The 24,294-nt window shown below is 34.8% G+C and carries 27 protein-coding genes; 3 read left to right on the top strand and 24 right to left on the bottom strand.

Annotated elements, in window-relative coordinates:
• Positions 1–75: 75 nt before the first annotated feature.
• The 24 genes from HMPREF9225_RS04870 to prfB form a co-directional block, all read right to left on the bottom strand.
• The gene (locus HMPREF9225_RS04870) at positions 76–888 is read right to left on the bottom strand and encodes a nucleoside hydrolase (protein ID WP_008901835.1); all 813 of its coding nucleotides are present in this window, start codon (positions 886–888) and stop codon (positions 76–78) included.
• The gene (locus HMPREF9225_RS04865) at positions 869–1,786 is read right to left on the bottom strand and encodes an ABC transporter ATP-binding protein (RefSeq protein ID WP_008901834.1); all 918 of its coding nucleotides are present in this window, start codon (positions 1,784–1,786) and stop codon (positions 869–871) included. The genes HMPREF9225_RS04870 and HMPREF9225_RS04865 overlap by 20 nt, the downstream gene beginning before the upstream one ends.
• A complete protein-coding gene (locus HMPREF9225_RS04860; RefSeq protein ID WP_008901833.1) occupies positions 1,774–2,565 on the bottom strand; it encodes an ABC transporter permease in 792 nt (263 codons plus the stop codon). The genes HMPREF9225_RS04865 and HMPREF9225_RS04860 overlap by 13 nt, the downstream gene beginning before the upstream one ends.
• Positions 2,546–3,403 (bottom strand): ABC transporter permease, encoded by an 858-nt coding sequence (locus tag HMPREF9225_RS04855; protein WP_008901832.1) that lies wholly within the window; start codon positions 3,401–3,403, stop codon positions 2,546–2,548. Before HMPREF9225_RS04855 ends, HMPREF9225_RS04860 begins: the two co-directional genes overlap by 20 nt.
• Entirely contained in the window at positions 3,379–4,656 is a 1,278-nt protein-coding gene (locus HMPREF9225_RS04850) for an ABC transporter substrate-binding protein (protein ID WP_008901831.1), read from the bottom strand. The genes HMPREF9225_RS04855 and HMPREF9225_RS04850 overlap by 25 nt, the downstream gene beginning before the upstream one ends.
• A 1-nt stretch (position 4,657) precedes the next feature.
• Positions 4,658–5,605 (bottom strand): 4Fe-4S dicluster domain-containing protein, encoded by a 948-nt coding sequence (locus tag HMPREF9225_RS04845; protein WP_008901830.1) that lies wholly within the window; start codon positions 5,603–5,605, stop codon positions 4,658–4,660.
• 1 nt (position 5,606) lies between these two features.
• Positions 5,607–6,287, bottom strand: a complete 681-nt coding sequence (locus HMPREF9225_RS04840; protein ID WP_008901829.1) for a TIGR04283 family arsenosugar biosynthesis glycosyltransferase — start codon at positions 6,285–6,287, stop codon at positions 5,607–5,609.
• On the bottom strand, positions 6,284–6,925 hold the full coding sequence (locus tag HMPREF9225_RS04835) for a TVP38/TMEM64 family protein (protein WP_245526537.1): 642 nt from the start codon (positions 6,923–6,925) through the stop codon (positions 6,284–6,286). Before HMPREF9225_RS04835 ends, HMPREF9225_RS04840 begins: the two co-directional genes overlap by 4 nt.
• Positions 6,926–6,932: 7 nt before the next feature.
• A complete protein-coding gene (locus tag HMPREF9225_RS04830) occupies positions 6,933–7,634 on the bottom strand; it encodes a TVP38/TMEM64 family protein (RefSeq protein ID WP_008901827.1) in 702 nt (233 codons plus the stop codon).
• Positions 7,631–9,076 carry a TIGR04282 family arsenosugar biosynthesis glycosyltransferase gene (locus HMPREF9225_RS04825; protein WP_008901826.1) on the bottom strand — a complete coding sequence of 482 codons (1,446 nt, stop codon included), beginning with the start codon at positions 9,074–9,076 and terminating at the stop codon, positions 7,631–7,633. Before HMPREF9225_RS04825 ends, HMPREF9225_RS04830 begins: the two co-directional genes overlap by 4 nt.
• A gap of 47 nt (positions 9,077–9,123) precedes the next feature.
• Positions 9,124–9,870: a rhodanese-like domain-containing protein gene (locus tag HMPREF9225_RS04820; protein ID WP_008901825.1), complete on the bottom strand. Its 747-nt coding sequence runs from the start codon at positions 9,868–9,870 to the stop codon at positions 9,124–9,126.
• A gap of 363 nt (positions 9,871–10,233) precedes the next feature.
• Positions 10,234–10,674, bottom strand: coding sequence for a hypothetical protein (locus HMPREF9225_RS04815; protein ID WP_008901824.1), 441 nt, complete (start codon positions 10,672–10,674; stop codon positions 10,234–10,236).
• Positions 10,675–10,677: 3 nt separating this feature from the next.
• Positions 10,678–11,157 (bottom strand): pantetheine-phosphate adenylyltransferase, encoded by a 480-nt coding sequence (gene coaD / locus HMPREF9225_RS04810; RefSeq protein WP_008901823.1) that lies wholly within the window; start codon positions 11,155–11,157, stop codon positions 10,678–10,680.
• The gene (gene rsmD / locus HMPREF9225_RS04805) at positions 11,135–11,695 is read right to left on the bottom strand and encodes a 16S rRNA (guanine(966)-N(2))-methyltransferase RsmD (protein ID WP_008901822.1); all 561 of its coding nucleotides are present in this window, start codon (positions 11,693–11,695) and stop codon (positions 11,135–11,137) included. Before rsmD ends, coaD begins: the two co-directional genes overlap by 23 nt.
• A 40-nt stretch (positions 11,696–11,735) precedes the next feature.
• Entirely contained in the window at positions 11,736–13,748 is a 2,013-nt protein-coding gene (gene recG / locus HMPREF9225_RS04800) for an ATP-dependent DNA helicase RecG (protein WP_008901821.1), read from the bottom strand.
• Between the two features lie 52 nt (positions 13,749–13,800).
• Complete coding sequence (locus HMPREF9225_RS04795) at positions 13,801–15,435, bottom strand: DAK2 domain-containing protein (protein ID WP_008901820.1); 1,635 nt, start codon at positions 15,433–15,435, stop codon at positions 13,801–13,803.
• A 9-nt stretch (positions 15,436–15,444) separates the two neighbouring features.
• Complete coding sequence (locus HMPREF9225_RS04790; protein WP_008901819.1) at positions 15,445–15,798, bottom strand: Asp23/Gls24 family envelope stress response protein; 354 nt, start codon at positions 15,796–15,798, stop codon at positions 15,445–15,447.
• A gap of 162 nt (positions 15,799–15,960) precedes the next feature.
• Positions 15,961–16,539: a DUF4342 domain-containing protein gene (locus HMPREF9225_RS04785; RefSeq protein ID WP_008901818.1), complete on the bottom strand. Its 579-nt coding sequence runs from the start codon at positions 16,537–16,539 to the stop codon at positions 15,961–15,963.
• A gap of 125 nt (positions 16,540–16,664) precedes the next feature.
• The gene (locus tag HMPREF9225_RS04780; protein ID WP_008901817.1) at positions 16,665–17,321 is read right to left on the bottom strand and encodes a potassium channel family protein; all 657 of its coding nucleotides are present in this window, start codon (positions 17,319–17,321) and stop codon (positions 16,665–16,667) included.
• A gap of 4 nt (positions 17,322–17,325) precedes the next feature.
• On the bottom strand, positions 17,326–18,693 hold the full coding sequence (locus tag HMPREF9225_RS04775; protein WP_008901816.1) for a TrkH family potassium uptake protein: 1,368 nt from the start codon (positions 18,691–18,693) through the stop codon (positions 17,326–17,328).
• A 9-nt stretch (positions 18,694–18,702) separates the two neighbouring features.
• Positions 18,703–19,047: a 50S ribosomal protein L20 gene (rplT, locus tag HMPREF9225_RS04770; protein ID WP_008901815.1), complete on the bottom strand. Its 345-nt coding sequence runs from the start codon at positions 19,045–19,047 to the stop codon at positions 18,703–18,705.
• 14 nt (positions 19,048–19,061) lie between these two features.
• Positions 19,062–19,253, bottom strand: coding sequence for a 50S ribosomal protein L35 (rpmI, locus tag HMPREF9225_RS04765; RefSeq protein WP_008901814.1), 192 nt, complete (start codon positions 19,251–19,253; stop codon positions 19,062–19,064).
• A 9-nt stretch (positions 19,254–19,262) separates the two neighbouring features.
• Positions 19,263–19,817 carry a translation initiation factor IF-3 gene (gene infC, locus HMPREF9225_RS04760; protein WP_008901813.1) on the bottom strand — a complete coding sequence of 185 codons (555 nt, stop codon included), beginning with the start codon at positions 19,815–19,817 and terminating at the stop codon, positions 19,263–19,265.
• 149 nt (positions 19,818–19,966) lie between these two features.
• Entirely contained in the window at positions 19,967–21,073 is a 1,107-nt protein-coding gene (gene prfB / locus HMPREF9225_RS04755) for a peptide chain release factor 2 (RefSeq protein WP_008901812.1), read from the bottom strand.
• A gap of 315 nt (positions 21,074–21,388) precedes the next feature.
• On the opposite strand from prfB, the gene HMPREF9225_RS04750 reads away from it, so the two are divergent.
• The 3 genes from HMPREF9225_RS04750 to opp4B are packed head-to-tail and all read left to right on the top strand — an operon-like array spanning position 21,389 to position 24,286.
• A complete protein-coding gene (locus tag HMPREF9225_RS04750) occupies positions 21,389–22,384 on the top strand; it encodes an ABC transporter ATP-binding protein (protein ID WP_008901811.1) in 996 nt (331 codons plus the stop codon).
• 1 nt (position 22,385) lies between these two features.
• Entirely contained in the window at positions 22,386–23,324 is a 939-nt protein-coding gene (locus HMPREF9225_RS04745) for an ATP-binding cassette domain-containing protein (RefSeq protein WP_008901810.1), read from the top strand.
• Positions 23,324–24,286 (top strand): oligopeptide ABC transporter permease, encoded by a 963-nt coding sequence (gene opp4B / locus HMPREF9225_RS04740; protein ID WP_008901809.1) that lies wholly within the window; start codon positions 23,324–23,326, stop codon positions 24,284–24,286. The genes HMPREF9225_RS04745 and opp4B overlap by 1 nt, the downstream gene beginning before the upstream one ends.
• Positions 24,287–24,294 lie beyond the last annotated feature (8 nt).

Raw genomic sequence — 24,294 nt, 5'->3', positions numbered from 1 at the left:
TTTTGAATTTATTTTTTATAATTTCCAAATAAAAAAAGCACGATCTCTCGTGCAAATTTTAAAATAATCTTTTATTTAATTGTTTTCAATGGTGCTTACTATATATTCCATTGCGTCCACCGTATCTTTTAATCGAGGGATGAGGATTTCCTTGTCCTCTCCTTCTTCCAAGTATCCGGTCATCATATTTTCTCCAAGTCTTATCTTTCTCTTCTCTATTTCAAAAAATTCTGGATTGGTTACATATAGGGCAGTTAGTGCGTCCCATATTACTAGTTCTTCTTCTTTATATTTTACTTCAAACTCTGCCTTCCAGCGACGCATGTGAGAGTCGAGATACTTCATATATTTTGAAACATACTCTCCATCTTTAACTTTGTACTTCTTTTCGATACAATTATTGCCTGTGATTATTACAGGTTTCTCGATTCTTTCTAATACGTAGTTGGTGGCAAGAAAATCTATGGACATATTAAGCTCATCCATTACCATCCCTTTAAAATATAGTGGAGATGTAATGCCTCCCATTTGTACAAATTCAGTAAGATTTTTCGTATCCATTCCAAGGGCGAGAGCCTTCATAGTATTTGTTGTGGAGCCCAGGGAGATTAAACTTACCTTTTCTCTTTCAACTTTTTCTTTTATAAATTTTGCAGCATCGTAGGAATATATTCCGCCTTTTTTAAGAGGAATTTCTATTCCAAGGTCATTATTCATCATAACGGTTGAGTTGTAGGTATCGTCTTCGTTACTATTTCCAAATGTGGTGGTTATTCCCACTACTTCCACATCTTTATGGCTCAGTAGAAAAAATAATGCAAAAGCATCGTCTATGTCACAGCCCCTCACATTTATGGTGTTGTCAAAATCAACAAGTACTTTTTTCATATGCTCTCCTCTTTATTTCTAAATCTACTTCGTCTCCGAGATTATATTCATCGCTACTATAAGCTATATATTTTCCGATTTCGTACCTATACTCTCCATTCACAAAACTTTTTCTATCTATACTATATTCGCTTCCCAGTTTTATTTTAATATCTTCCTTCTTTAAAAAGTAATCGTCAAAGACATTTTCTTTATATAGAAATTCTGCAACTTCTTTGCAACTTGGGTGTTCGTATAGTTCTTTTGGAGTTCCTATTCCTATGATTCTTCCTTCTTGCATGACGATAACTCTATCTGAATACATAGAAGCTTCTTCGATGCTGTGGGTTACGAAAAGTGTAGAGATCTTTAGATCTTGTAGAATTTCAAAGGTGGATTTTCTCACCCTGTCTCTAAGTATTTCATCTAGACTTGAAAATGGTTCATCGAGAAGTAGCATCTTCGGTTCATTTATAAGTGATCTTATAAGTGCGACCCTCTGTCTTTCCCCTCCTGATAAATCTTTTGGGTAGGCGTTTTTTCTATGGTTTAGGTCAACTAAGTCCAAAAAGTATTCTACCTTTTTAAATATTTCATCCTTCTTCATCTTTTTTGCCCTTGGACCAAATGCCACATTGTCCCACACTGTGAGATGTGGAAATAGTTCAAAGTTTTGAAACATCATAAGGGTGTTTCGCTTTTCTGGTGGCAAATTCAAGAGATTTTCTCCCGCCACCGTTATACTTCCGCCATCCTCTTCAAGTATTCCGCAAATAATTCTAAGAAGTGTAGATTTTCCCGTACCCGATGGTCCCACTATGGAGATAGTTTCCCCTTCGTTTATATCAAAGGAAATATCTTTTAATATCATTCTATCTCCATAGGATTTTGTAATATTTCTAAGTTCTATATATGCCATTTTTTGCTCCTTATAATTATTTTTGAAATAAGTTCTATTCCAAGGATAAATAGTACATTTAAAAGAATAAATATTATACTCATGACAGCGGTTATACTCCTATCTTTTACCACCATAAATGGGAATGAAAGTAGAGTAAATGTGTTTACCATTCCTATTCCAAGTACCAAGGTCAAATAATATTGGGAGAAGGAAAGGATAAATCCCATGATGATGGATGTCTTTATAAATGAAAACATATGAACGAGTATGGAATTTACCGTCGCTTTTAATTTCGACGCTCCTAGGATTCTCGCTTGATTGTAGAGATCCTCATCGAAACTTTCAAATCCTGGTATCATAATCCAAACTGAATATGGAATTATATACACTATGTGCACAAGAATTATCGCAGGAATCTTACCTGCCATGCCAAGTTTTATAAATATTAGTTGGAGCCCAATTCCAATGGATGTTGCAGATACTACCATCGGTAGAAATACCACCGCCATGAGAAGTTTTTTAAACTTTCTATTGGTGCTTATTCTCCTTGCTACAAAGTAACTTAAAAATGTTGCTATAAATGTGGAGATGGTGCCTATTACCATAGAATTTACAATGGAATTTAAAAGATTTCTGTCTACTTTTAAATATTCGATCGCCCTTGTTGAAAATGTACCGCCAAAGATCACAGGATATGGATAGCTTTCTCGAAACACTCCCAATGTAAGAGTAATCGCCGTGTAGCACAGTAAAAATATTAAAATATTTACAAATGTCTTAGATAAAGTCTTCATCATCTTTAAACTCCAACATCAAAAATACAATTACCGTAACTATTCCAATGAGCCCAAGAATTACGTTATAAGCCAAGGAATATGGTTTGTAGATAAAATCATTTTGCGTAAATTCTATATAGGATTTCACCGCAATTGCGCGAGGTGTCGTAGGCCCAATTAGGTATGGGACTTCGTAGGATGACATGGAAAATGTAAATAGTATTAAAAGCACTTTTAACAGAGAAGATTTGACCCTCTTGTAGTAGATGTGGTAGAAGGCGTAACTTTCTGTTGCTCCCAAATTCCTAGCTGCACTAAACTGTTCCATTCCGATTTTATTAATTCCATTTAAGAATACCACCGCCGCAAATGGTGCTCCTTTAAAAATATATACGAGGATTATTCCTATGGCACTCTTTGTATAAAATAGCGGAACGAACTTATGCGGACTATCTATTATTCCAAGATTTGCTAAAATTCTTGAAAATAATCCTGCTTCAGAAAATAGATTTAAAAGTATTACCACCACGATCATATGGGGTATTATCATAGGAATATTTAAGCTAAAGGAAGATTTTTTCTTATAAAAATAGATTCCATATGCCATAAATAGTCCGATTATTACCGCCAAGATAGATGAAATTGCAGCGAATTTAAATGTGAAAAAAAGAGAATTTAAAAATCCTTTGGAAGTTAAAATCTCTCTGTAGTACTTGGTTGTAAATTCACTTATCCCTATTTCTTTGTAAAATCCAAATGATATAATAATAGATTTTATAAAACCGCCGAGAATCACCACAGCGATTAGTGCGATTCCCGGCAGGTATGATAAATCTAATTTAGTACGTTTTCTTCCCATATCTTTTCAATTAATGGTACTAGTTGTGCCGGCATTTCCGGTACTTTCTTAGCGTCAAGTTCGTTGTAAGGGATGGTTGCTTCCCCGATATTTATTGAATCATAAAGCTTCTTTTGATCGTCAGTTAATTTGTCGTAGCTTACTACAGGTAGATCTCCAAGCACTGCTGGGTCAGCCTTTTCAATTTGATTTTCTGGTGCTAGGATTTCATTTATAAATACCATTGCAGCGTCTTTGTTTGGACTCATCTTAGAAATTGCAAGGAAGTGGGTGTTACCTATATTTCCTTTGTCAAAGACAAATGATCTAGTGGTTGCTGGTGCTTTTTTATCGTTAATCAGCATTGATGCTTGGTTTGGATTGTAGCTCATTGCCATTGCAACTTCTCCGTCAGAGAACATATTTGTAAGAGTTGGATTGTCTGATGGATAGGTCTTACCTTCCTTCCATAGGTATGGTTTAAGTTCATTTAGATAGTCAATTGTTGGCTTCATCATTTCTGCAAGTTTATCTTGTGTAAGATTCTTGTCCATGAATTGTTCGTAGCCTTGTAAATCTGACATAATTTGTCTAACGAACACTGAACCTGTGAAATCAGGTAGAGCTGCGTAGGTTAATTTGCCTGGGTTTGCTTTTGCTACTTCTAGAAGTTCTTCCGCATTCTTAGGTGGGTTTGGAATTACTGCACTGTCGTAAACGAATACGAATTGTGCCTTTCCATATGGAGCTTCTAGTCCTTCAGTTGGTTCACCGAAGTCATATTTCACGTCTGCAGATTCTCCATCTACATAGTCTTTAAAGTTTGGAAGTTTGTCAGTAAATGGTCCGAATAGAAAATCTTGTTTCTTAGCTGCTGCGAAGTTTTCTCCATTGATCCAGATAACGTCGATTGAACCATCCTTACCTGCATTCTTTTCGTTTAGAAGAAGGTTGTTGATTTCGTCGATGTCCATTGGAACTCTGTTCACTGTGATGTCATATTTTTCCTTCATCTTAGGTGCGATAGAGTTGTCGATCCAATTGTTTCTCTTTTCATCTCCACCCCATCCATAGAAGTTAACGGTCTTTCCTTTTGCAGATTCTAATGCTTCTTCAAAAGTCATATCTGCTGCGTCTTTTGCAGTTTCAGTTTGATTTGTGTTATTTTTATTTGCCGCATTGTTTTGTGGTTTTTCAGACTTGCCACATCCCACCAATAAAAATACCGCTAACATAAATACTGATAATTTTTTTAGTAAGTTCTTGTTAAACATACTACCTCCTGTGTTTTTTAAATTTGAATTTCATTACGTTCTTTGCGAACTCTTCTGAAGGTTCTTCTTCAACTTCAAGTATCTCTGTCAAGAAGTTCTTCACATTATCTCTTTTGTACCCATTGTGAAAAATCCCCGCACAGGAAGAACAATAGGTGTATATATTTTCCTTATCCAAGGAATTCATCTTTTCTTTCCATCTATCCACAACATCCCCTTCCTGCTTTATGGCTCCTCCTCCGAGACCACAGCAGCCGATGGATGTGAATGGTTCTTCATAATCTTTTGCAAAATACTTTATATCTTCGAAGATTTTCCTTGAATATCTGTCGGAGCATGGAAAAAATACATTGCAAGTCTCGTCAATTTTCTTTCCAACTCCAATTTCTCTTAAATATTCATAGACGGAAATAACTTCTGCATAGATCTTGCCCTTTAAAAAGTGGTAACAGTTTGGACATAGGCAAATTATTCTCTCTACACTTTGAGATTTTAGATTCTTCTCCAAGATTTCAAGTGGCGCTTCTCCACCCATGTCATGGGTAGGTCGCTTACAGCAATCCACAGAGAAATCCGCTCCATGTTCATATCCAATTTCAATTATCTTTTCGCTGGTCTTAGGTAAAAATCCTGGATAGTTACATCCTAAAAATATTAGATCTTTAGATTTTTTCTTACCGATATTTCGAAGTTTATAATTGTTCTTCATAAACTTTACGAATTTAAGTCCCTTTGGATTTTTTCTCCTCATAAAGAGAGAGATTTCTTTACCGTCTAAATCCACCGGACACACATCCTTGCACTTGCCACAGAGAAAACAGGAGTACCTAAGGTCCGGTCTATTTGCAAAATCCGAAAGATCCATACCGTACTTGGATAAAAAGTCGCAAGCTTTGGTGCATCTCTTGCAATGTATGCAATTTTCTTTCGTTTTCTCTAGTACATTCATTTTAGCTCCTATATAATTCCTCTATTTTTTCTGCACAGGCGTAGATGTCTCCACCTGTTCTCGCTTTTCTATACATCTCTTGGTATTTTTGCATCTTAAATAATGTCTTAAGAGGTCCACCCTTTATAAATCTTCTCGAAGATGTGGTGATCTCACTTTCAAGAAGTTTTGGATAGATTCCCATTTCTTTTAAGGTGAGAGAGAGTTCATAGTCCTCCATAAGCGAAAGAGGTTTAAACCCTCCAATTTTTTCAAAGAGTTCCCGCTTTATAAATATTCCCTGATCACCGAAGGCTATGTGCCTGTATTTTACTCGGAAGTTGGAACCCCACTCAATAGTTTTTAAAAAGAGTGAAGTCGGTTCAAACTTAAGCCTAAAACATCCAAAATCACAATCTTCTTCTATTAGTTCAAGTACTTCTTCTCTAGAAATTTTGCTATCTGCGTGGAGAAAAAGAATTTTGTCGTTTTTAAGTTCCTTCGCTCCCTCATTCATCTGATTGGATCTGTACCTAGACCTCTTAATCTTTTTAAAATTTATTTTTTCATAGGTTTTATCCGTAGAATATCCATCGGAAAACACAATATCACAAAGATCAGAAAATCGAGAGATCATCTCCTGTGTTCTATCTATGATTTTTTCTTCGTTATAGGTTGGTATGACTATACCAAGTTTTTTCATTTCTTCTCCTCTTTTAAGAATAGCTTAGAAATTATCGCCGATATTATTACCAAAGAAATTAAAAATAATATTGAATAGATAAATTCTTTTGATCCCGGATTTAAGACAGCTTCTCCAAAATAATTAAACACCAATACCCCTGGAATTACCCCTGCAAACGTAGTAAGAAGGTAGTAAAAAAAGTTTATCTCAGTAATTCCAGAGATATAGTTCACCACATTGTAGCTAAATATCGGGCTAAGCCTTATGATAAATAAAACTAGTGACAAAACCTTTTGGTTCTCACTATATAGTGCAGAAGATAGCTTCTCACTCATGTGGTTATTGACGAAATTTCTTACAAAATCCTTTAAGAGAAATCTGCCCATGATGTACATAATTGGCGTATTTAAAACCACACCAATCATCGTATATAGGGATCCTTTCCAAATTCCAAATAGTGCTCCTCCAACTAGGACGATTATTATCACCGGAAAGAAAAATACCGGAAGGATTGTAAATATAAGGATATAAAAGAGCGCCGCCACATGTCCATTTGAATCTACAAATGATTTTATATCTTCAAAGGAGAATTTCCTAACTACAAATATAGAAATGAGTGCAATCAAGATCATAATTGTAATCTTAATTGCATTCATGCGTCTATCATTTAATTTTATTTCGTTCTGTTTGTTTGTCATTGTAAATTTTTCTAGCCACGTAGATAATAATTGATGCTGCAAATAGGATTAAAAGTCCTACCATTAGAGCTTGTGCTCCTCCGGTCAAGCTTCCACCTGCATAGGAATAAACTATTGTCGCTGGAAGTTGTCCTATACCTGTTGCAAGGAAGAATCCCCAGAAGTCCATTGAGGTTAATCCTGCAGCATATGATACTGCGTCAAATGGTATAAATGGAAGAAGTCTCGCTACCATAATTGCATATTTTCCATATTTTTTAAAGAATTCTTCTATCGCTACTAGAACTCCTTCTGATGCAAATTTCCTAACTACGTCTCTACCCAAGATTCTAGCAATAAAGAAGCACATTGCAGCTCCTACCATTGCACTTGACCAAGATAGTAACGCTCCCTTTGCCCATCCCCAAATCATCGCATTGGATAAGGTGATGAAAAATGCTGGTATAGGCGAAATAAGTGATTGAAGTAGCATTAGTAAGAATGAAACCACAACCGCATATACTCCAAATCCTCTTATATATTCTGCAACTCCATTAATATCAACTTTTGTAAGCACTCTTATGGATTCATTTACTTCTCTTTTTACAGATGGAACGAAGAAGTAAACTGCAAAAAATATTCCAATTATAATTAGAAGTATTATTCTATTTCTGTTTTCTTTTTTCATAAATCCTCCTTATAAAGTTTCTTTAACATATCTAAAAAATCTACTGAGAGATATTCTTTTATCTTTTTCTCTGTATCTAGATTTTTTATCGCTCTATCTTTACTATATTCAACCATCGCCATGGAACACCAGGTAACTCCCCTTAGAGAATTAAACATCAAGTATTTATAGAATTTTCTTCTGTCCACAGGTCTATATTTTTCGTATTCATCTAAGAAATCTAGCATCTCTTCTTCACTTAGGATTGTGTCCGTCTTCCAATAGGTGGTAGTAGGCACCAAGAAATGTGCAAGATCCTGCTCCGCTTCTCCGATGATTGGCTTCTCCCAGTCGATTACCACACTTTTATCTCCAATTATAAAATTGTGGTTATTTAGTTCCGTATTTATAATTGAAGGGTTTGAAATCTCTTCATCCATGTTGGAAGTTTCAAGAATTCTAAAGAGTTCGTCAATTCTCTTTTCGATTTCTAAATCTTTTTGGTCGAAGCTTTTGTAATGGGAGTACATGGATATAAATTCGTCGTACATCGCCTTAAATGGTCTATGTGCCACGATTAAGTCTGATCCTTCTATATCGAGACCATGAATGGAAGATAGAAGTTTTGCCGCAATTTTTAGATCTTTTTTATAGTCGAGGGGTCTGCCCTCATAATATTTCATAATTAAATAAGGTTTTTTGAGCCAAAAAGAATCTTCGATATAATCAATCGGCTCTGGAGTAACTTTTGATTTTTCTAAAAATTTAAGAGCGTCATATTCATATTTGAGCTGGCGAGATCCAAGGTGCATCTGGGAACCGAGGTTCACCCTTATAACTTGATTCTTAGATAGAAAGTTTAGATTGTACTCCCCTTGACCTAGGACTTTTAAATCATTATCTCTCACTTCAAATCTTACTAGGTCGACATACTCATCTATATCCAGAATTTTATCCGTCAAGTAGTAACTAAGTCCAAAACTTTCAATCCTTTTTATGGTATTTTGTAAGACTTCGCCATTTGAATAGGTGATGTCCGAAAAAATATCGTAGTATTTTCTCATTCCAACTAGTCCGTATCCACCGTCATAGGTAGGAGCAAGCACCACATCGTAGTCGTTTAGTTTGTCCAGGCATTTTTTTATTTTTGTAGAATCTAGACCTATAAGATCTGAACCCAAAAGTACAACCTTGTCTCTATTTTTAAGTTCAGATTTGATTGCATTGCCCATCTTTTCTCCTAAACCATCGCCACTTTGTGGAATTAAATATTTTTTATCTATATCCTCAGGAAGTTTACCGCTAAAATATATTTTATATTCATCACCAGTATTTTTAATTTCTCGATACTGATTTTCTATTAACTTGTACGAAATAGATAAAATCTCCTCATCTTTTAAATATGGAGAGAGTCTGGTTTTCGTCTGACCCAGCTCTGGTGTTCTTGTAAAAAAAATAATCATAATACAAAAAAATGGCTTTGGAGTAATCCCCAAAGCCTAATAATTAGTTATTTTACCAATTCGTATCCGTCGTATTCTTTTGTTCCGTCATACGCATTGTAAACTTCATGTCCTTCTTTAGCTAGTTCGTCAGCTACTTGCCATGATCTATTGCCTGAATAACAGTAGGTTAAGAATGGTTTGTCAGTTGGGAAACTCTTAATATCATCCATGTAAGTGTCAACTGTTGTATGGATTGCGCCTTCAATGTGTCCTTCGTTGTAATCTTTTTCATCTCTTACGTCAATGATTGTGTAGTTTCCTGATTTTGCCATTTCATTGAACTGTGGTCCAAGAACTGTAGCAGCCTTAGTCATAGTTGTGTATGAAAAGTCTTTTACGCCTTGAGCGTTAGCAACTTTTGTAAATCCATTGTCAACTAGGATTTGCGCAGCTTCAGAAGATTTTTTACCAGTATTGCAAACTGTTACAACATCTTTATCTTTGTAAGATTCGATTTCAGAAAGTCTGTCTTTTAGTTCATCAACTGGAATGTTGATAGCGTGTTTAACGTGACCTTCGTTGTATTGTTCAGTTGGTCTAACATCGATAACTAAGTATTTTTCTTTAGCCTTGTTATCTTCTTCAATCTTATCTAGTTCTTCTCCTGCCATTTCAGTATAGGCAACTTTGTTTTCTGTAGCAGCCCCTGCATTTTGTTTGTTTGCGCCTTGGTTAGCTGGCTTATCATTTGAACATCCAGCTAAAAGTGCTAGAGAAAGTGCTACAACTGAAAATAATTTTATATTTTTCAAAATATCCTCCTTTTATAAATGCGAAAATTTTTTATAAAAATAAAAAGCATTTATGTTCTCACTGTTTATTAGTCTAACATTATGTTTTGCTATTTGCAATAGTTTATTATGAAAGTTGTGTTAAATATAAATCACGATAATTTCGTTACATTTGGTGAAACTTATAAAATATTAAAATTATATTTTTGAAACAATAAAACTTTTAAGATTTATTTCTTTTTTGAAATTTAAAGTTTTAGTATAAATTTTAAATGCTCTACATAGAGCATGAATTATTTTTTTAAATGCTATACGTATAGCGTAGTAACAATTATTAATTTTAATGTTCTAAAAGCAAAAATCACAAATAAAAAAGGAACTTAGTTATCCTCTAAGTTCCTGTCTGTTTGAATTTATTGTTTTGATTATTTCAGTAAGATTTGTTTGTGTTCTTTCTAGTAATTCATCTGCATAGTCACGAGCTCCTTCTCTAATTTGAGTGGATTCTCTTTGTGCTGAGCTTAGAATTTCTTCCGCTCTTTCATTTGCCTTTAGAACAAGTTCATCTTCTCTTATCATTTCTTCTGCGTGAGCTCTTGCTGCTGCCATGATTCTGTCAGCTTCTTCATGCGCTCCTGTGATGATTTGTTCTCTGTCTGTTGAAATCTTTTGTGCTTCTTTGATTTCTGATGGAAGTTCTGCCTTTATATCTCTTATTATTTCTAGAACTTCTTCTTTTTCTACTACAGTCTTTCCTGTTAGAGGAATACTGCTTGCTGTTTGGATAAGTTGTTCTAACTCATCTACCAATTCCATTAGTGTCATCTGCTACCTCCCAATTAATTTTTCTTTCATAGCGTCGCCTACTATATCTGGCACAAATAAACTTAAATCCCCATCAAACATCGCCACTTCCTTTGCAAGGGTTGAACTTACAAATGTGTTCTTGTTCGATGATAGTAGAAATACCGTTTCTAAACCTTCATAGTAGTGCATATTTGCCATTGCTAATATATATTCACTTTCATAGTCAGAAGCTGTCCTTATGCCTCTTATGATTACTTTACAGTTATTTTCTTTTGCATAATCTGCAAGTAGTCCTGTAAATGAATCTATTGTTACTCCGTCAAGGTCCTTTGTCACTTCTTCTAGAAGTTCCATCCTCTCCTCTACTGTGAAGAGTCCATGTTTCTTGACATTGTTTAAGACTGCGACTGTAACTTCTCCGAAAATATTTCTGGCACGTTTTATTATATCTATATGCCCATTCGTTACCGGATCAAAACTACCGGCATATATTGCTTTCATCTGGCACTCCCAATACTGCTATGGATGTAGATCCATACTTCTTTTCTTTAAGTACTTCATAGCCTGTAAAGTCTATTCTACTTCCATACCTATATTCTACCACTAGCAATCCATCTTTTTTAAGTAAGTTTCTTTCAAGTATTATTGCTAATGTATGACGATACTTTTGCAGTTCGTCAAATGGTGGATCCATGTAGATGATGTCAAATCTATCCTCTGTGGTCTTTAAATATTTTTTATAGTCCATATTTATGACTTTTGCACCTTCATTTAGCTTGGTGTGCTTTAGATTTTCTCTTGTAACTTTTAGTGATTCGCTACAAGTATCTACAAAGACACAGCTTTTTGCTCCCCTGGATAGAAATTCTATACCATTTCCTCCAGATCCACAAAATATATCCAGTGCTTCTTTGTCATGAAAATATTGACCAATAATATTAAATACAGATTCTTTTACTCTGTCTGCTGTAGGTCTTACATCCATTCCTTCAACGGACACAAGACGCATACCCTTTGCTATTCCTGATATTACTCTCATAGTCCTCCAATTATTACTATTTTAACACATTATCAATAATCTAACAATTAAACTTTCTAGAAATTAGTCTATCTACGCTTATTTTTAGTTGAAGATGCTCTGGCTTTATAAAATCCGGGTCATCTCTATATATATTTTTAGCTTCTAGGGCAGCGTATTTTAAAATCATTTTGTCTTTTATCGGGTTTGCCATGATAAATCCCATAAATCCCGATTGTCTTACTCCGAATATATCTCCCGAGCCACGAAGTTCCAAATCTTTTTCCGAAATATAGAATCCATCTGTGGATTCTACCATGACCTTCATCCTCATAGAGGCTATTTCCGATTCAGATTTATTATATAGTATGCAGTAACCTTGGTGAGTTCCTCTTCCTACTCTTCCCCTTAGCTGATGGAGTTGGGATAGTCCAAATCTCTCTGCATTTACCACCATCATCACCGTAGCGTTTGGCACATTTACTCCGACTTCAACTACTGTGGTTGAAACAAGTACATTTATTTTATTCTTCTCAAAGTCTTCCATCTGTCTGTCCTTCTCATCAGGTTTCATCTGACCATGAAGAAGACCAACATTGTAATCTTTGAAATATTTTTTAATCTCTTTATAGACCTTCTTAACAGAATTTAAATCGAGCATCTCATTTTCGTCGATCATAGGACAGATTATATACGCCTGTCTTCCTTCTTTCAACTCTTTTTCTATAAATTCAAGTGCTTTTATAAGCCCATTTTCATTTATGGTTGCAGTTTGAATCTTAAGCCTTCCCGCAGGTGGTGTGTCGATGGTAGAAACTTGAAGATCTTGGTACATTACAAGTGCAAGTGTCCTAGGTATCGGGGTTGCAGTCATGACGATGGTGTGCACTCCCTTGTCAGAAAGATTTTTTCTCTGCAAAACTCCGAATCTATGTTGCTCGTCCACTATACTTATGCCGAGATTTTTAAATTCTACATTTTCCGATATAAGCGCGTGGGTCCCAACAATCATGTCAACTTTTCCAGATTTTAAATCTTCTAGGACCTCATCTTTTTGTGATTTCTTCATTGAGCCGATAAGAAGTGCTACATTTATTCCAAGTTTATCAAAAGTATTTTTAAATGAATTGTGGTGCTGGGTCGCCAAGATTTCTGTCGGTGCCATGATTGCAGATTGAAATCCATTTTTATAGAATAGATACATTATTGCCATTGCAACCACAGTTTTACCTGAACCTACGTCCCCTTGGATAAGCCTGTCTACCCTGTAGCCGCTCTTTAAATCTCCCTTTACTTCTTCGATTACTTTCATCTGTGAATCGGTTAGGGTAAATGGTAATGTGTTTAGAAACTCTTCTATTTCAAATTCTATAAGTTTTATGTCCGTCTCTTCCCTATCTTTTTTTATTGTAGATAAGGCTAGAAGATAGATTAAAATTTCGTAGAATGAATAGGAGTTTCTTGCGTTTCCGTAAGTTTTTTGAGATTTAGGTCTGTGTAGCTCTCTCATGGTCTTGTCCATGTCATAGAGCTTGTACTTTTCCAAAATTTCTTGTGGAAGGACATTTTTCCAAGCATATTCTTTTAGCACTTGGTCTGTTAATTTTATAAGTTCTTTGTTATTTATATCCTTCGACTGTTGATAGACGGGAATGATACTTCCTAGTACCTTTTTTCTCTTTACATTTTCAAATTTTGGCGAGGTCATGGTGAGATTGTTTCCAAACCTTGACACCTTGCCATAGAAGTAGAACTGTTCCCCTTTTAAAAATGTCGAAGATAGAAAGTTTTGATTAAAGAAAGAAATTTTTAGATTAAATCCATCTGTTACAATTACATCCAGTCTTTTAAGTCTGCCGTGATAGTGAGGGACCACCTGCACCACTTCTGCTTTAATGGTCGCAAACTCCCCTTCCACCAAATCTTTTATCGGCTTCATATTGGTTGAATCTATAAATCTAATAGGGAAATATTCCGCAAGATCTGAAATTGTTTCAAGGCCCATCGCTTCCAAGTAGGATTTTTTCTTAGGACCCACTCCATTTAAAGTATCTAGTTTATCGAATAGCTTCATCTATTACTCCAATTCCAAAAATTTTTAAAAAAAATAAGCAGATTAAATCTGCCTATTCTACTGATAAGATGTAATAGTATAGTGGTTGCGCTCCTCTTACGAACACCACATCCAATTCATCATATGTTTCTTCTAGCTTATCCATTAGATTTTCTGTATCTTCTTCTTCAAGTCCATTTCCATAGTATAGAGTAATGACAGAAGATTCGTCGTCCACCATTTTTTCGATGAGTTTTTCAGTTACTTCATCCAAATCATCGCCAAAGGATTCTATTTCTTTTCCGGTAAGGCCAATTATTTGATCTTTTTTGATTTGAGATCCATTTGAAGTGGTATCTCTAACAGCATAGGTTACAGATCCAGTCTTAATATGATTTAATTCTTCTTTCATATTTTCAATATTTTCTTCTGGATCTTTTTCTTCATCAAGTACAAATAGCGCTCCTATACCTTGTGGAACGGATTTAGTTTCTACTACATACACATCCTTGTCTGATAGTTCCTTAGCTTGGTTAGCAGCAAGAATTATGTTTGAGTTGTTTGGAAGAAGTATGATGTGATCGGCATTTAAACTATCAATCGCCTTTAAGAAATCTTCTGTAGAAGGATTCATGGTTTGTCCTCCTTCAATTATATAGTCAACATTTAGTGAGTTGAAGACTTCGTTTATTCCTTCTCCCATAGAAACAGAAACTATGGCATATTTCTTCTTTATATTGCTCTTTCTAGCTTTTTCCACTTCAGCTTCATCGAATAGAGTTTCCTTGTGTTGGTACCTCATGTTATCGATCTTTATATCTTGAAGTTGACCAAGTTCTACCGCGTATTCAAGTGCTCTACCAGGATTATTTGTGTGAACGTGAACTTTTATAACTCCAGTTCCTGCTCCACCTACTACTAGTAGACAATCTCCTAGCGGCATCAATTTATTTTTTAATTCATCTGTATCGTCAATATCTGTTCTTATAACAAATTCTGTACAGTAACCGAATTCCAAATCTTTGTCGTAATCGTCAAAAGAAATTTCTTTCTGCTCTTTCTTTTTAAGCTCTTCATCTTCTCCTACAACTTCGATTACTTCTCCCCTTAGAGCTCTAAGCGCTCCTTCTAATAGATATACAAGACCAGCTCCACCAGAGTCAACCACTCCTGCTTCTTTCAATACAGGAAGTTTTTCTGGAGTTCTTTCCAAAGATTCTTTAGAAGCTTTCACAATATCTTCCATAAAATCTAAAATATTTTCGTACTTGCTATAATTTTTCATAGCAAAATCAGCCGTCTCTCTACCTACAGTTAGGATTGTACCTTCAGTAGGTTTCATTACAGCTTTATAGGTTGTGTCTGATGCAGATTTCAATGCCTTTGCAAAATCTTTGTTAGTTATAACTTTTTTATCTTTAAGCCCTTCGGCAAAACCTCTTAAAAATTGGGATAAAATTACCCCTGAGTTTCCTCTGGCTCCCATAAGAGAACCACGAGAAGCCGCAAGAGCTACTTCATAAACGTCATCAGATTGTAGTTCATTAACCTGCTTTAAGGCAGATTTAGATGTAAGACCCATGTTAGTACCAGTGTCCCCGTCAGGAACAGGAAAGACATTAAGGGTATTTACATGGTCCTTGTTCATTAAAAGAAAATTCACCGCGCCATTAATACATGACTTAAGTGAAATATTTTTATTAGTCATACATACCTCTTATTTAATTCTTACTCCTTCAACTATAACCTCAACATTGTAAGGTTCAATACCAGTTAAATCTTTGATATAGAACTTAACATTGTCGATTATATTTTCTCCAACAGTAGATATTCTTACTCCATATTCTAATACTACATGGATTTCTATCATTAATTTATCGTCTTCAGTTAAAACTTTTATTCCTTTAGAAATATTTTCAAATTTTAGTAGTTCCAAAAGTCCATCAGTTGCACTTTTAGAAGCCATGCCTACTATGCCGTAGGATTTCATAGCGGCCATCCCTGCTATGGTTGCGATTACATTGTTTTCAATTACTACAGCACCTTTTTCACTATTTATGATTGCTGGCATAAGCTCACCTCCAATTACATCTATTATATCAGAATAGTAGGAGTATTATCAACAAATACTCTAATCTTGTTACATGAAGCATTTTTTAAAATTTTTCACTACTAATTTTTTCTAAACAATAAAAAAAGTAGCTACCAGTTAGTAGCTACCAAAAAAATAATTTTATTTATCTTCTTCGTCTTCATCTATGATAGTTTGTTCTTCTTCGTCATCTGATGAATCATTTTTACTTGATTTAGTCTTGCTTTTAATATATTCTTCTACGTCGATGCTTGTTCCATCTTCCATCATGATTAAGAACTTATATGAATTTGAATAAGCTACACCAAGTCCCAAAACTGCTGCAATCGGTGCTGCAATAGCTGCAACTATTGATGCAGTAAGAGATAGTTGAAGTACAGTTTCTCCATTCTTTTCGATAAGTAATTTTCTAGCGTTTCCTTTTCTAAAGATTTCTTTTATCGCTTCGATTATATCTTCTACGCTTCCTTGTAAATTTCCAAAAGTTTTGCTTGCAGACTTTGTAAATTTATCTTGAAAATCTTTGAATACTTCTTCTGCTTCACTTTCAAATTCACTATCATTATGTTCTTTATCAAATTTTCTAAATTGTTTTCTTTCCTTTATAAGTTCTATAGCGCGATCTACATCTCCATCTGCGTCTATAAGCGCTATTCTTACATCGCTAAATTCTGCTCCAGTCATATTTATAACGTAGTCGATTGCTTCTAATGTAATCATTATTATCACCTCTTTTATAAGTTTACCCGATTTTTTACTTGATAATCAAATTTTAAACAATCATAATTTTAAAATTTTTGTAAAAAAAAAAGATCTTAAATGATGCATCTAAGATCTTAAAATTATTAACTAGTTATTTTTTCGATGTCTTTTAAATCTTCATCCTTGCCAAGTAGCACTAGCACATCTCCTTCTTGAAGAGCTGAATCCGGATGAGGATCTATTTGTATATCATTATTTCCGCGTTCTATTGCAAGAACTGTAACTTTGTACTTATTTCTAACATTTAGTTGTTTCAAAGTCTTGCCTGTCCAAGTAACTGGACATAAAAATTCTGCAATTGAATAGTCTGGAGAAAGTTGTATGAAGTCCATCAAGTTGGATGCACTTAAATTGTGCGCAACTCTCACACCCATATCTCTTTCCGGAAATATTATTTTATCAGCCCCAAGCTTCTTAAGTATAAGAGCTTGTCTATTGTTTATAGCCTTAGCTACTATATACTCAATCCCTGCCTCTTTAGCAAGAACTGTGGACATAATTGCCGCTTCAAAATTGGTTCCTATTGCAACTACCGCTGCATCGAAATTTTTAAGTCCCATTTCGCTGGTTGCATTTTGATCCATTACATCGCATTGTATCGCTGTGGTTACATAATCTGCAATCTCCTCTATGGAATCCATATTTATATCCACAATCATTACTTCGTTTCCAAGTTCAGAAAGTGTCTTCGCAACAGAAGATCCAAACTTTCCACAACCAAATACTATATATGATTTCATTTTATCACCCTACCAATATTTTCCCTGATGCGTACTTAATACTAGATGGCTTCGTCTTCATGAGACCTACCGCAATGGTGGTCGGTCCAACTCTACCTATAAACATTGTAAACCCAAGGATTATCTTTGAGATATCAGAAAGATGAGGAGTTATTCCTCTAGTCATACCTACGGTTCCAAATGCACTTACAGATTCAAATAATATATCCAAAAATTCAAACCTGTCATGCTCTATAATAGCAACAGCCATCGTAACAGTAATGACAAGGGAGATGCAGACAATGGTTATTGCAAGCGCCCTAAGTATTACTTCTTTATCTATCTTTCTATTAAATATAACTATGTCATGTTCACCTCTAACCATTCCTATGGTAGAGAAAATCATAACCGCAAATGTGGTGGTCTTAAGCCCACCGGCAGTGGATGCAGGACTTCCTCCTATAAACATTAGAAGAATGTATATAATTGCCGTCGCATCGTGAACTTGCCCTATATCTATGGAATTAAATCCAGCGGTTCTAGTAACTGTTGATTGGAAAAAAGAAGCTAGCACCTTGTGTCCAAAGCCAAAATCTCCAATGCTTAGAGAATTGTTATACTCTATTAAAAGCGTTGCAACTGTCCCTATGATTAGTAGAAGAGCTGATACAGAGATTACAACCTTTGAGTGCATCTTTAAATTTCTAAAATTTCTTGAATTATATATGTCCATGTAGACTAAAAATCCAAGTCCTCCCATAATAACTAGACCACATATAATCATGTTTATATAGATATCTCCACTATATGACACAATTGAATCTCCAAAGAGATCAAATCCCGCATTACAAAAAGCTGATATCGCATGAAATATAGAATACCAAACTCCAGTTATAAATCCATATTTTGGAATTAGAGAAAAACTTAAAAGCAAAGCTCCAGTAAATTCAATTAAAAATGTAATCTTAGTAACATATATAACCCATTTTACTATTCCAGACATGGATGTTATATTTAGCTGCTCCTTCACAAGAAGTCTCTGTTGTAGAGAAACCTTCTTACCTAGAAGTACCGTTGCAATTGAAAATAAAGTAATCGTCCCCAGTCCACCTATTTGAATTAGAGTTATGATTACAACTTTTCCAAACATTGTCCACTGTGTCGCTGTGTTTGCTACTACAAGTCCTGTTACTGCAGTGGCAGAGCTTGCTGTGAAGAATGAATTTACAAAACCTACAGAGTTTCCATCCACAGATGCAATCGGAAGGCTTAGAAGTGTTGCACCAATTAAGATTACTATTAAGAATGACATCCCTAAAAATAGAGGAACATTCTTAACTATTCTCTCGTATATTTTCGTCATAATATTTTTAAAAAAAATAAGTTCCCACAAGGGGAACTCTTAGTTTTTAGCTAATTCAACAAGCTTTGCAAAACCTTGTGGATCATTTATAGCAATTTCAGAAAGCATCTTTCTGTTGATTTCTACTTCATGTTTTTTAAGTCCAGCGATGAATTTTGAATAACTCATTCCATTTTGTCTACAAGCTGCATTGATTCTTGCGATCCAAAGTTGTCTGAAGTCTCTCTTTCTTTGCTTTCTACCGAAGAATTGGTAGTTAAGAGATTTCATAACAGCTTGGTTAGCTGGTCTAAATAATTTAGATTTTGCTCCAAAATATCCTTTGGCTTGTTTTAATATTTTCTTATGTCTTTTCTTAGCGTTAACGCCTCTTTTAACTCTCATTTCTACCTCCTATATTAAGGAATCATGTGATCAATTCTTCTTTGATCGCCTTTAGATACTACTGCTGATTTTCTTAATTTTCTTTTTCTCTTAGATGTCTTCTTTCCTGTAAGATGACCTTTAAATGCAAAAAATCTCTTTATTTTTCCAGAGCCAGTTCTCTTAAATCTCTTCGCTGACGCTCTATGGGTTTTCATCTTAGCCATATTATCCTCCTATTGTTCCTTTTCATTCTTTGGATTTAGAAACATAACCATGCTTCTACCTTCCATCTTTGGTTTTTTATCTACTACACCATTGTCGGATATGAGTTCGACAAAGTTATCTAGAACTTCACGTCCTAATTCTGTATGTCCAAGCTCTCGCCCTCTAAAACGAACAGAAACTTTAACCCTATCTCCTCTTTTTAAAAAACCAATAGTTTGATTAGCCTTTGTTCTTAAATCATGATCTTCGATACTTGGTGTAAATCTGATTTCTTTTATACTAATCACCTTTTGTTTTTTCTTTGATTCTTTTTCCCTTTTAATAAGTTCGTATCTGTACTTTCCATAGTCCATGATACGACAAACAGGTGGTTTAGCCTGTGGCGCAATCTTAACTAGATCAAGCCTCTTTTCAATTGCTAAATCAAGAGCATGTCTTCTTGAGACAACTCCTATTTGTTCTCCATCTTCGTCGATAAGTCTTACTTCCTGTTCTCTAATAGCTTCGTTGATTTGAAGTTCTTTAATAATTGTAGCACCTCCATAAATTAAAAAAGCGGGCAAAAAGCCCGCAAAAATATCTCGATAATTTTTACCTTAAACCTCCATCGGCGTAAGGTGAGAGTGCGAGCTCTACTTTCAATACTGGTCCATTCTATCAGTTAGTTTTTATTTTGTCAACATATTTATAAATAAAATATCAAATATTTTTATTATTTTACCTTAGATTGTAAATATGCGTTTATAAAAGGATCTAAATTTCCATCCATAACGGACTCCACATCACCAATTTCTTCGTTGGTTCTGTGATCTTTTACCATTGTATATGGTTGGAAAACATAGGATCTTATCTGACTTCCCCAAGCTATTTGCGAATAGTTGCCAGATAGATCTTCTATAGCTTCCTTCTGTTCTTCTTGAGCAAGAGATATAAGTTTTGCTTTTAGAAGTTTCATAGCAGTCTCTCTGTTTTGAATTTGACTTCTTTCATTTTGACATTGAACTACTACTCCCGTTGGAATGTGAGTGATTCTTACGGCAGAGTCTGTTGTATTTACGTGTTGTCCGCCTGCTCCCGAAGATCTGTATGTGTCAATCTTTAAATCCTCTGGCTTTATATCTACATCTTCAACATCTTCAAGCTCTGGATAGACATCCACAGAAGAAAATGATGTGTGTCTTCTCTTATTTGAATCGAAAGGAGAAATTCTTACGAGTCTGTGGACGCCCTTTTCTCCTTTTAAATATCCGTAGCAAGAGTCTCCTTTTATAAGTAGCGTTGCAGATTTGATTCCAGCTTCATCTTCTTTTTGCAGGTCCAAAATCTCTGCAGAAAATCCTTTCTGTTCACAGTATCTCGTATACATTCTAAGAAGCATCGATGCCCAGTCTTGCGCTTCGGTTCCACCTGCTCCCGCATGAATCTGTAGAATTACATCGTTGTCGTCATATTTGTCATTTAAAAGTGTAGCAATCTTGAAATCTTCTGCATGCTTTTCAAGTTTTATAAGATCATCTTTGAAATCTTTGTAGCTTGAATAGTCTCCTTCCATTTCCATAATTTCAAGAAGATCTTTTAAAGAAGATATCTCATCTGTTAAACTTTTTAAGTTTTCAATCTTTCTATTATAATGATTAAATTCTTTTATAGTTTTTTGAGCAGACTCTGTATCGTCCCAGAAACCTTCTTCCATTTGTTTATCATTTAAGTCTCTAAGTTTTGCCTTCATTCCATCTATATCCATAGATTCTATAAGAGAATTTACCATACTTTCTATTTCATCTAATTTTGTTTTATCTAAATAAACATTCTGTTCCATCATTACCTCCGTTATAACTAATTATATTTTATACAAAAAAATTGTTTTTCTCAAACCATTTTGTGAAAATTAGAAGAAATACAAATTTAAAATACATAGGTAATCTATTGCACACTATAAATACAGAGATTTTGTTACATTCCATGAAACTTTTATTGCTTTATGAAAAGATTTTCATTATAATGATTACTATAAGGTTAGAAATTCTATGTGAATTTTCTTTCATAGTTTTTAAGATAAAATTTTAAAAACTTTATTTACCATACATAATTATGGTATAATAAACACAACTTAAAAAAAGAATGGAGTAATTAAATGGACAAAGAAGTTTTACTTGAGATGAAAGACCTACATACGGCTTTCAGAATCAAAGACGACTACTACGATGCCGTAGACGATGTTAATTTGTCCTTGTATCCAGATGAAGTTTTAGCGATAGTTGGAGAATCAGGATGTGGTAAATCCACTCTTGCTACAACTATAATGGGACTTCACGATTTTAATTACACTAGAGTATCTGGTGAAGTTATTTTCGAAGGTGAAAATATTCTGGAATACGACGAGGATAAATACAATGAAATCCGTGGCGGAAAAATCGGTATGATTTTCCAAGACCCACTATCTGCTCTTAATCCGCTTCAAAGAATTGAAGATCAAATCGAAGAAGCCCTTATCTATCACACTGATATGACTAAAGAGCAAAGAATGGCTAGAGTAGAAGAGCTTTTAACCAGAGTTGGAATTGAAAATCCAAAGAGAATAATGAGGCAATATCCTCACGAACTTTCTGGTGGTATGAGACAAAGAGTTATTATCTCTATAGCCCTTGCATGTAAGCCTAAGATTATGATAGCTGACGAACCTACAACAGCTCTTGACGTAACTATTCAAGCACAAATACTAGACCTTATGCTTGATATACAAAAAGAAATGCACGCAGGTATTATACTTATCACCCACGACCTTGGTGTCGTAGCGCAAATGGCAGACAGAGTTGCTGTAATGTATGCTGGAGAAATTGTAGAACTTGCAAATGTAAATGAATTATTTAAAAATCCTTTACATCCATATACAAGATCTCTTCTAAATTCTATCCCTCAAAAGGATTCAGAAAACGAAGAACTACACGTTATTCAAGGTATGGTTCCATCACTTATTAACCTACCTCGTACAGGATGTAGATTTGCACCTAGAATTCCTTGGGTTCCAGAAAGCGAACACGAAGAGATTACACAGCTTCACGAAGCTGAACCAGGACACTTTGTAAGATGTACATGCTACAAACATTTTAAATTTGATTACGAGGTGTAATATGGCTTTAATAGAAATAAAAGATTTAAAGGTGCACTACCCTATTCGTGGTGGATTTTTCAACAAAATTATAGACTATGTATATGCTGTTGACGGTGTAAACATGACTATAGACGAAGGTAAGACTATTGGACTTATCGGAGAATCAGGATCTGGTAAATCTACAATCGGTAAAACCATTGTAGGTCTTGAACATGTTACATCAGGAGAAATCCTATACAATGGACATGACGTAACTAAGAAATCAGTTAGAAAGTCTATCCATTATAACAAAGACGTTCAAATGATCTTCCAAGACTCAATGAGTTCATTAGACCCTAGAAAAAGAGTTATCGATATTATAGGCGAACCTATTAGAAACTTCGAAAACTTAAATAAAGAAGAAGAATTTGAAAGAGTTCTAGAACTACTTGCAATTGTAGGTATGGCTAAAGAAGCAATCTACAAGTACCCTCACGAATTCTCTGGTGGTCAAAGACAAAGAATCGGGGTTGCAAGATCAGTTGCTTGTTATCCAAAACTAATAATTGCAGACGAACCAGTTTCAGCACTTGACCTTTCAGTACAAGCTCAAGTACTAAACTACATGAAGAAAATTCAAAAAGATTTCAATCTAACATATATATTCATCTCCCACGACTTAGGAGTTGTAAGACATATGTGTGACTACATCTATATAATGCACAGAGGTAGATTCGTAGAAGCAGGAACAAGAGAAGATATTTATAACAATCCAAAACATATTTACACAAGAAAACTTATCGCTTCTATTCCTGACACTGACCCTACATTAAAAGAAGAACTTAAACGCCAAAGAGACGAAGTAGAAAAAGAATATGATGAAAAATATGATCTTTACTATGATAGCAATAATAAGGTATATCCATTGACACAAATTTCTGATACTCACTTTGTCGCACTTAAAGGAGGAGAGAAATAATGTGGAAAACAGTCTTACGTAGAGTGCTTCTAATGATCCCTCAATTATTTATATTGAGTTTATTAATCTTCATCATGGCTAAACAAATGCCAGGAGATGCACTTACTGGATCAATCGGTGGAAATGTTAAACCAGAAGTACTAGAACAAATCAGACGTGAATCTGGATGGTATGACCCATGGTATCAACAATATTGGAGATGGATTTCTAAAGCTGTACAAGGTGACTTCGGAAAATCATTCCAATATAAGCAACCTGTAACTAGAGTAATCGGTGCAAGAGCTGCAAACACATTTGCATTAGCATTATTTGCAACTGTTCTAAGTTATATAATTGCTCTTCCACTAGGAATTAAAGCTGGTAGAAACCCAGGATCTAAGTTTGATAAAGGAGTTATTCTATATAACTTCATTTCATACGCAATGCCATCATTTGTACTATACCTATTTACACTTTTACTATTTGGTTATGTACTTAAATGGTTACCAACAATGGGTTCTGTAGATCCTCACATAGCCAAAGGCACATTTGCTTACTTCTTAAATAGAATGAAGCACCTTATCATGCCTGCGGGATGTATAGCTGTACTTTCAACAACTGGTACTATCCAATATCTAAGAAACGAAATCATAGACGCTAAGACACAAGACTATGTTAAGACAGCTAGATCAAAGGGTGTACCTATGAAAAAAGTATATTCACATCATATATTTAGGAACTCTCTTCTACCAATAGCAGCATTCTTCGGATTCCAAATAACTGGTCTTCTTGGAGGATCAATGATTGCAGAAAGAATATTCAACTATCCTGGTATGGGTAACTTATTTATAGATGCCATACTACTTCGTGACTATTCTGTTGTAAATGCGTTAGTAATGCTATATGGATTTTTAAACTTACTTGGTTCACTACTTTCTGATATCATCATGAGTATCGTTGACCCAAGAATAAGAATAGAATAGGAGGCTAC

It is taken from the genome of Peptoniphilus duerdenii ATCC BAA-1640 (assembly GCF_000146345.1).
In the GTDB taxonomy this organism is placed as follows: domain Bacteria; phylum Bacillota; class Clostridia; order Tissierellales; family Peptoniphilaceae; genus Peptoniphilus_B; species Peptoniphilus_B duerdenii.
The sequence above is the reverse complement of the archived record's forward strand: the minus strand, read 5'-3'. Positions and strand labels throughout refer to the sequence as shown.

What these genes read in the sequence shown, in the direction of transcription:
- rpmI (WP_008901814.1), bottom strand. Translation starts at nt 19,253, where the DNA reads ATGGCTAAGATGAAAACCCATAGAGCGTCAGCGAAGAGATTTAAGAGA.
- HMPREF9225_RS04780 (WP_008901817.1), bottom strand. Translation starts at nt 17,321, where the DNA reads ATGAAATCATATATAGTATTTGGTTGTGGAAAGTTTGGATCTTCTGTT.
- rplT (WP_008901815.1), bottom strand. Translation starts at nt 19,047, where the DNA reads ATGAGAGTTAAAAGAGGCGTTAACGCTAAGAAAAGACATAAGAAAATA.
- HMPREF9225_RS04840 (WP_008901829.1), bottom strand. Translation starts at nt 6,287, where the DNA reads ATGAAAAAACTTGGTATAGTCATACCAACCTATAACGAAGAAAAAATC.
- HMPREF9225_RS04825 (WP_008901826.1), bottom strand. Translation starts at nt 9,076, where the DNA reads ATGATTATTTTTTTTACAAGAACACCAGAGCTGGGTCAGACGAAAACC.
- HMPREF9225_RS04745 (WP_008901810.1), top strand. Translation starts at nt 22,386, where the DNA reads ATGGCTTTAATAGAAATAAAAGATTTAAAGGTGCACTACCCTATTCGT.
- HMPREF9225_RS04860 (WP_008901833.1), bottom strand. Translation starts at nt 2,565, where the DNA reads ATGATGAAGACTTTATCTAAGACATTTGTAAATATTTTAATATTTTTA.
- HMPREF9225_RS04815 (WP_008901824.1), bottom strand. Translation starts at nt 10,674, where the DNA reads ATGACACTAATGGAATTGGTAGATGAGTTAGAACAACTTATCCAAACA.
- HMPREF9225_RS04865 (WP_008901834.1), bottom strand. Translation starts at nt 1,786, where the DNA reads ATGGCATATATAGAACTTAGAAATATTACAAAATCCTATGGAGATAGA.
- prfB (WP_008901812.1), bottom strand. Translation starts at nt 21,073, where the DNA reads ATGGAACAGAATGTTTATTTAGATAAAACAAAATTAGATGAAATAGAA.
- HMPREF9225_RS04845 (WP_008901830.1), bottom strand. Translation starts at nt 5,605, where the DNA reads ATGAATGTACTAGAGAAAACGAAAGAAAATTGCATACATTGCAAGAGA.
- HMPREF9225_RS04830 (WP_008901827.1), bottom strand. Translation starts at nt 7,634, where the DNA reads ATGAAAAAAGAAAACAGAAATAGAATAATACTTCTAATTATAATTGGA.
- HMPREF9225_RS04835 (WP_245526537.1), bottom strand. Translation starts at nt 6,925, where the DNA reads ATGAATGCAATTAAGATTACAATTATGATCTTGATTGCACTCATTTCT.
- HMPREF9225_RS04790 (WP_008901819.1), bottom strand. Translation starts at nt 15,798, where the DNA reads ATGCCAGCAATCATAAATAGTGAAAAAGGTGCTGTAGTAATTGAAAAC.
- opp4B (WP_008901809.1), top strand. Translation starts at nt 23,324, where the DNA reads ATGTGGAAAACAGTCTTACGTAGAGTGCTTCTAATGATCCCTCAATTA.
- HMPREF9225_RS04795 (WP_008901820.1), bottom strand. Translation starts at nt 15,435, where the DNA reads ATGACTAATAAAAATATTTCACTTAAGTCATGTATTAATGGCGCGGTG.
- HMPREF9225_RS04785 (WP_008901818.1), bottom strand. Translation starts at nt 16,539, where the DNA reads ATGATTACATTAGAAGCAATCGACTACGTTATAAATATGACTGGAGCA.
- HMPREF9225_RS04855 (WP_008901832.1), bottom strand. Translation starts at nt 3,403, where the DNA reads ATGGGAAGAAAACGTACTAAATTAGATTTATCATACCTGCCGGGAATC.
- HMPREF9225_RS04850 (WP_008901831.1), bottom strand. Translation starts at nt 4,656, where the DNA reads ATGTTTAACAAGAACTTACTAAAAAAATTATCAGTATTTATGTTAGCG.
- rsmD (WP_008901822.1), bottom strand. Translation starts at nt 11,695, where the DNA reads ATGAGAGTAATATCAGGAATAGCAAAGGGTATGCGTCTTGTGTCCGTT.
- recG (WP_008901821.1), bottom strand. Translation starts at nt 13,748, where the DNA reads ATGAAGCTATTCGATAAACTAGATACTTTAAATGGAGTGGGTCCTAAG.
- HMPREF9225_RS04870 (WP_008901835.1), bottom strand. Translation starts at nt 888, where the DNA reads ATGAAAAAAGTACTTGTTGATTTTGACAACACCATAAATGTGAGGGGC.
- HMPREF9225_RS04750 (WP_008901811.1), top strand. Translation starts at nt 21,389, where the DNA reads ATGGACAAAGAAGTTTTACTTGAGATGAAAGACCTACATACGGCTTTC.
- coaD (WP_008901823.1), bottom strand. Translation starts at nt 11,157, where the DNA reads ATGAAAGCAATATATGCCGGTAGTTTTGATCCGGTAACGAATGGGCAT.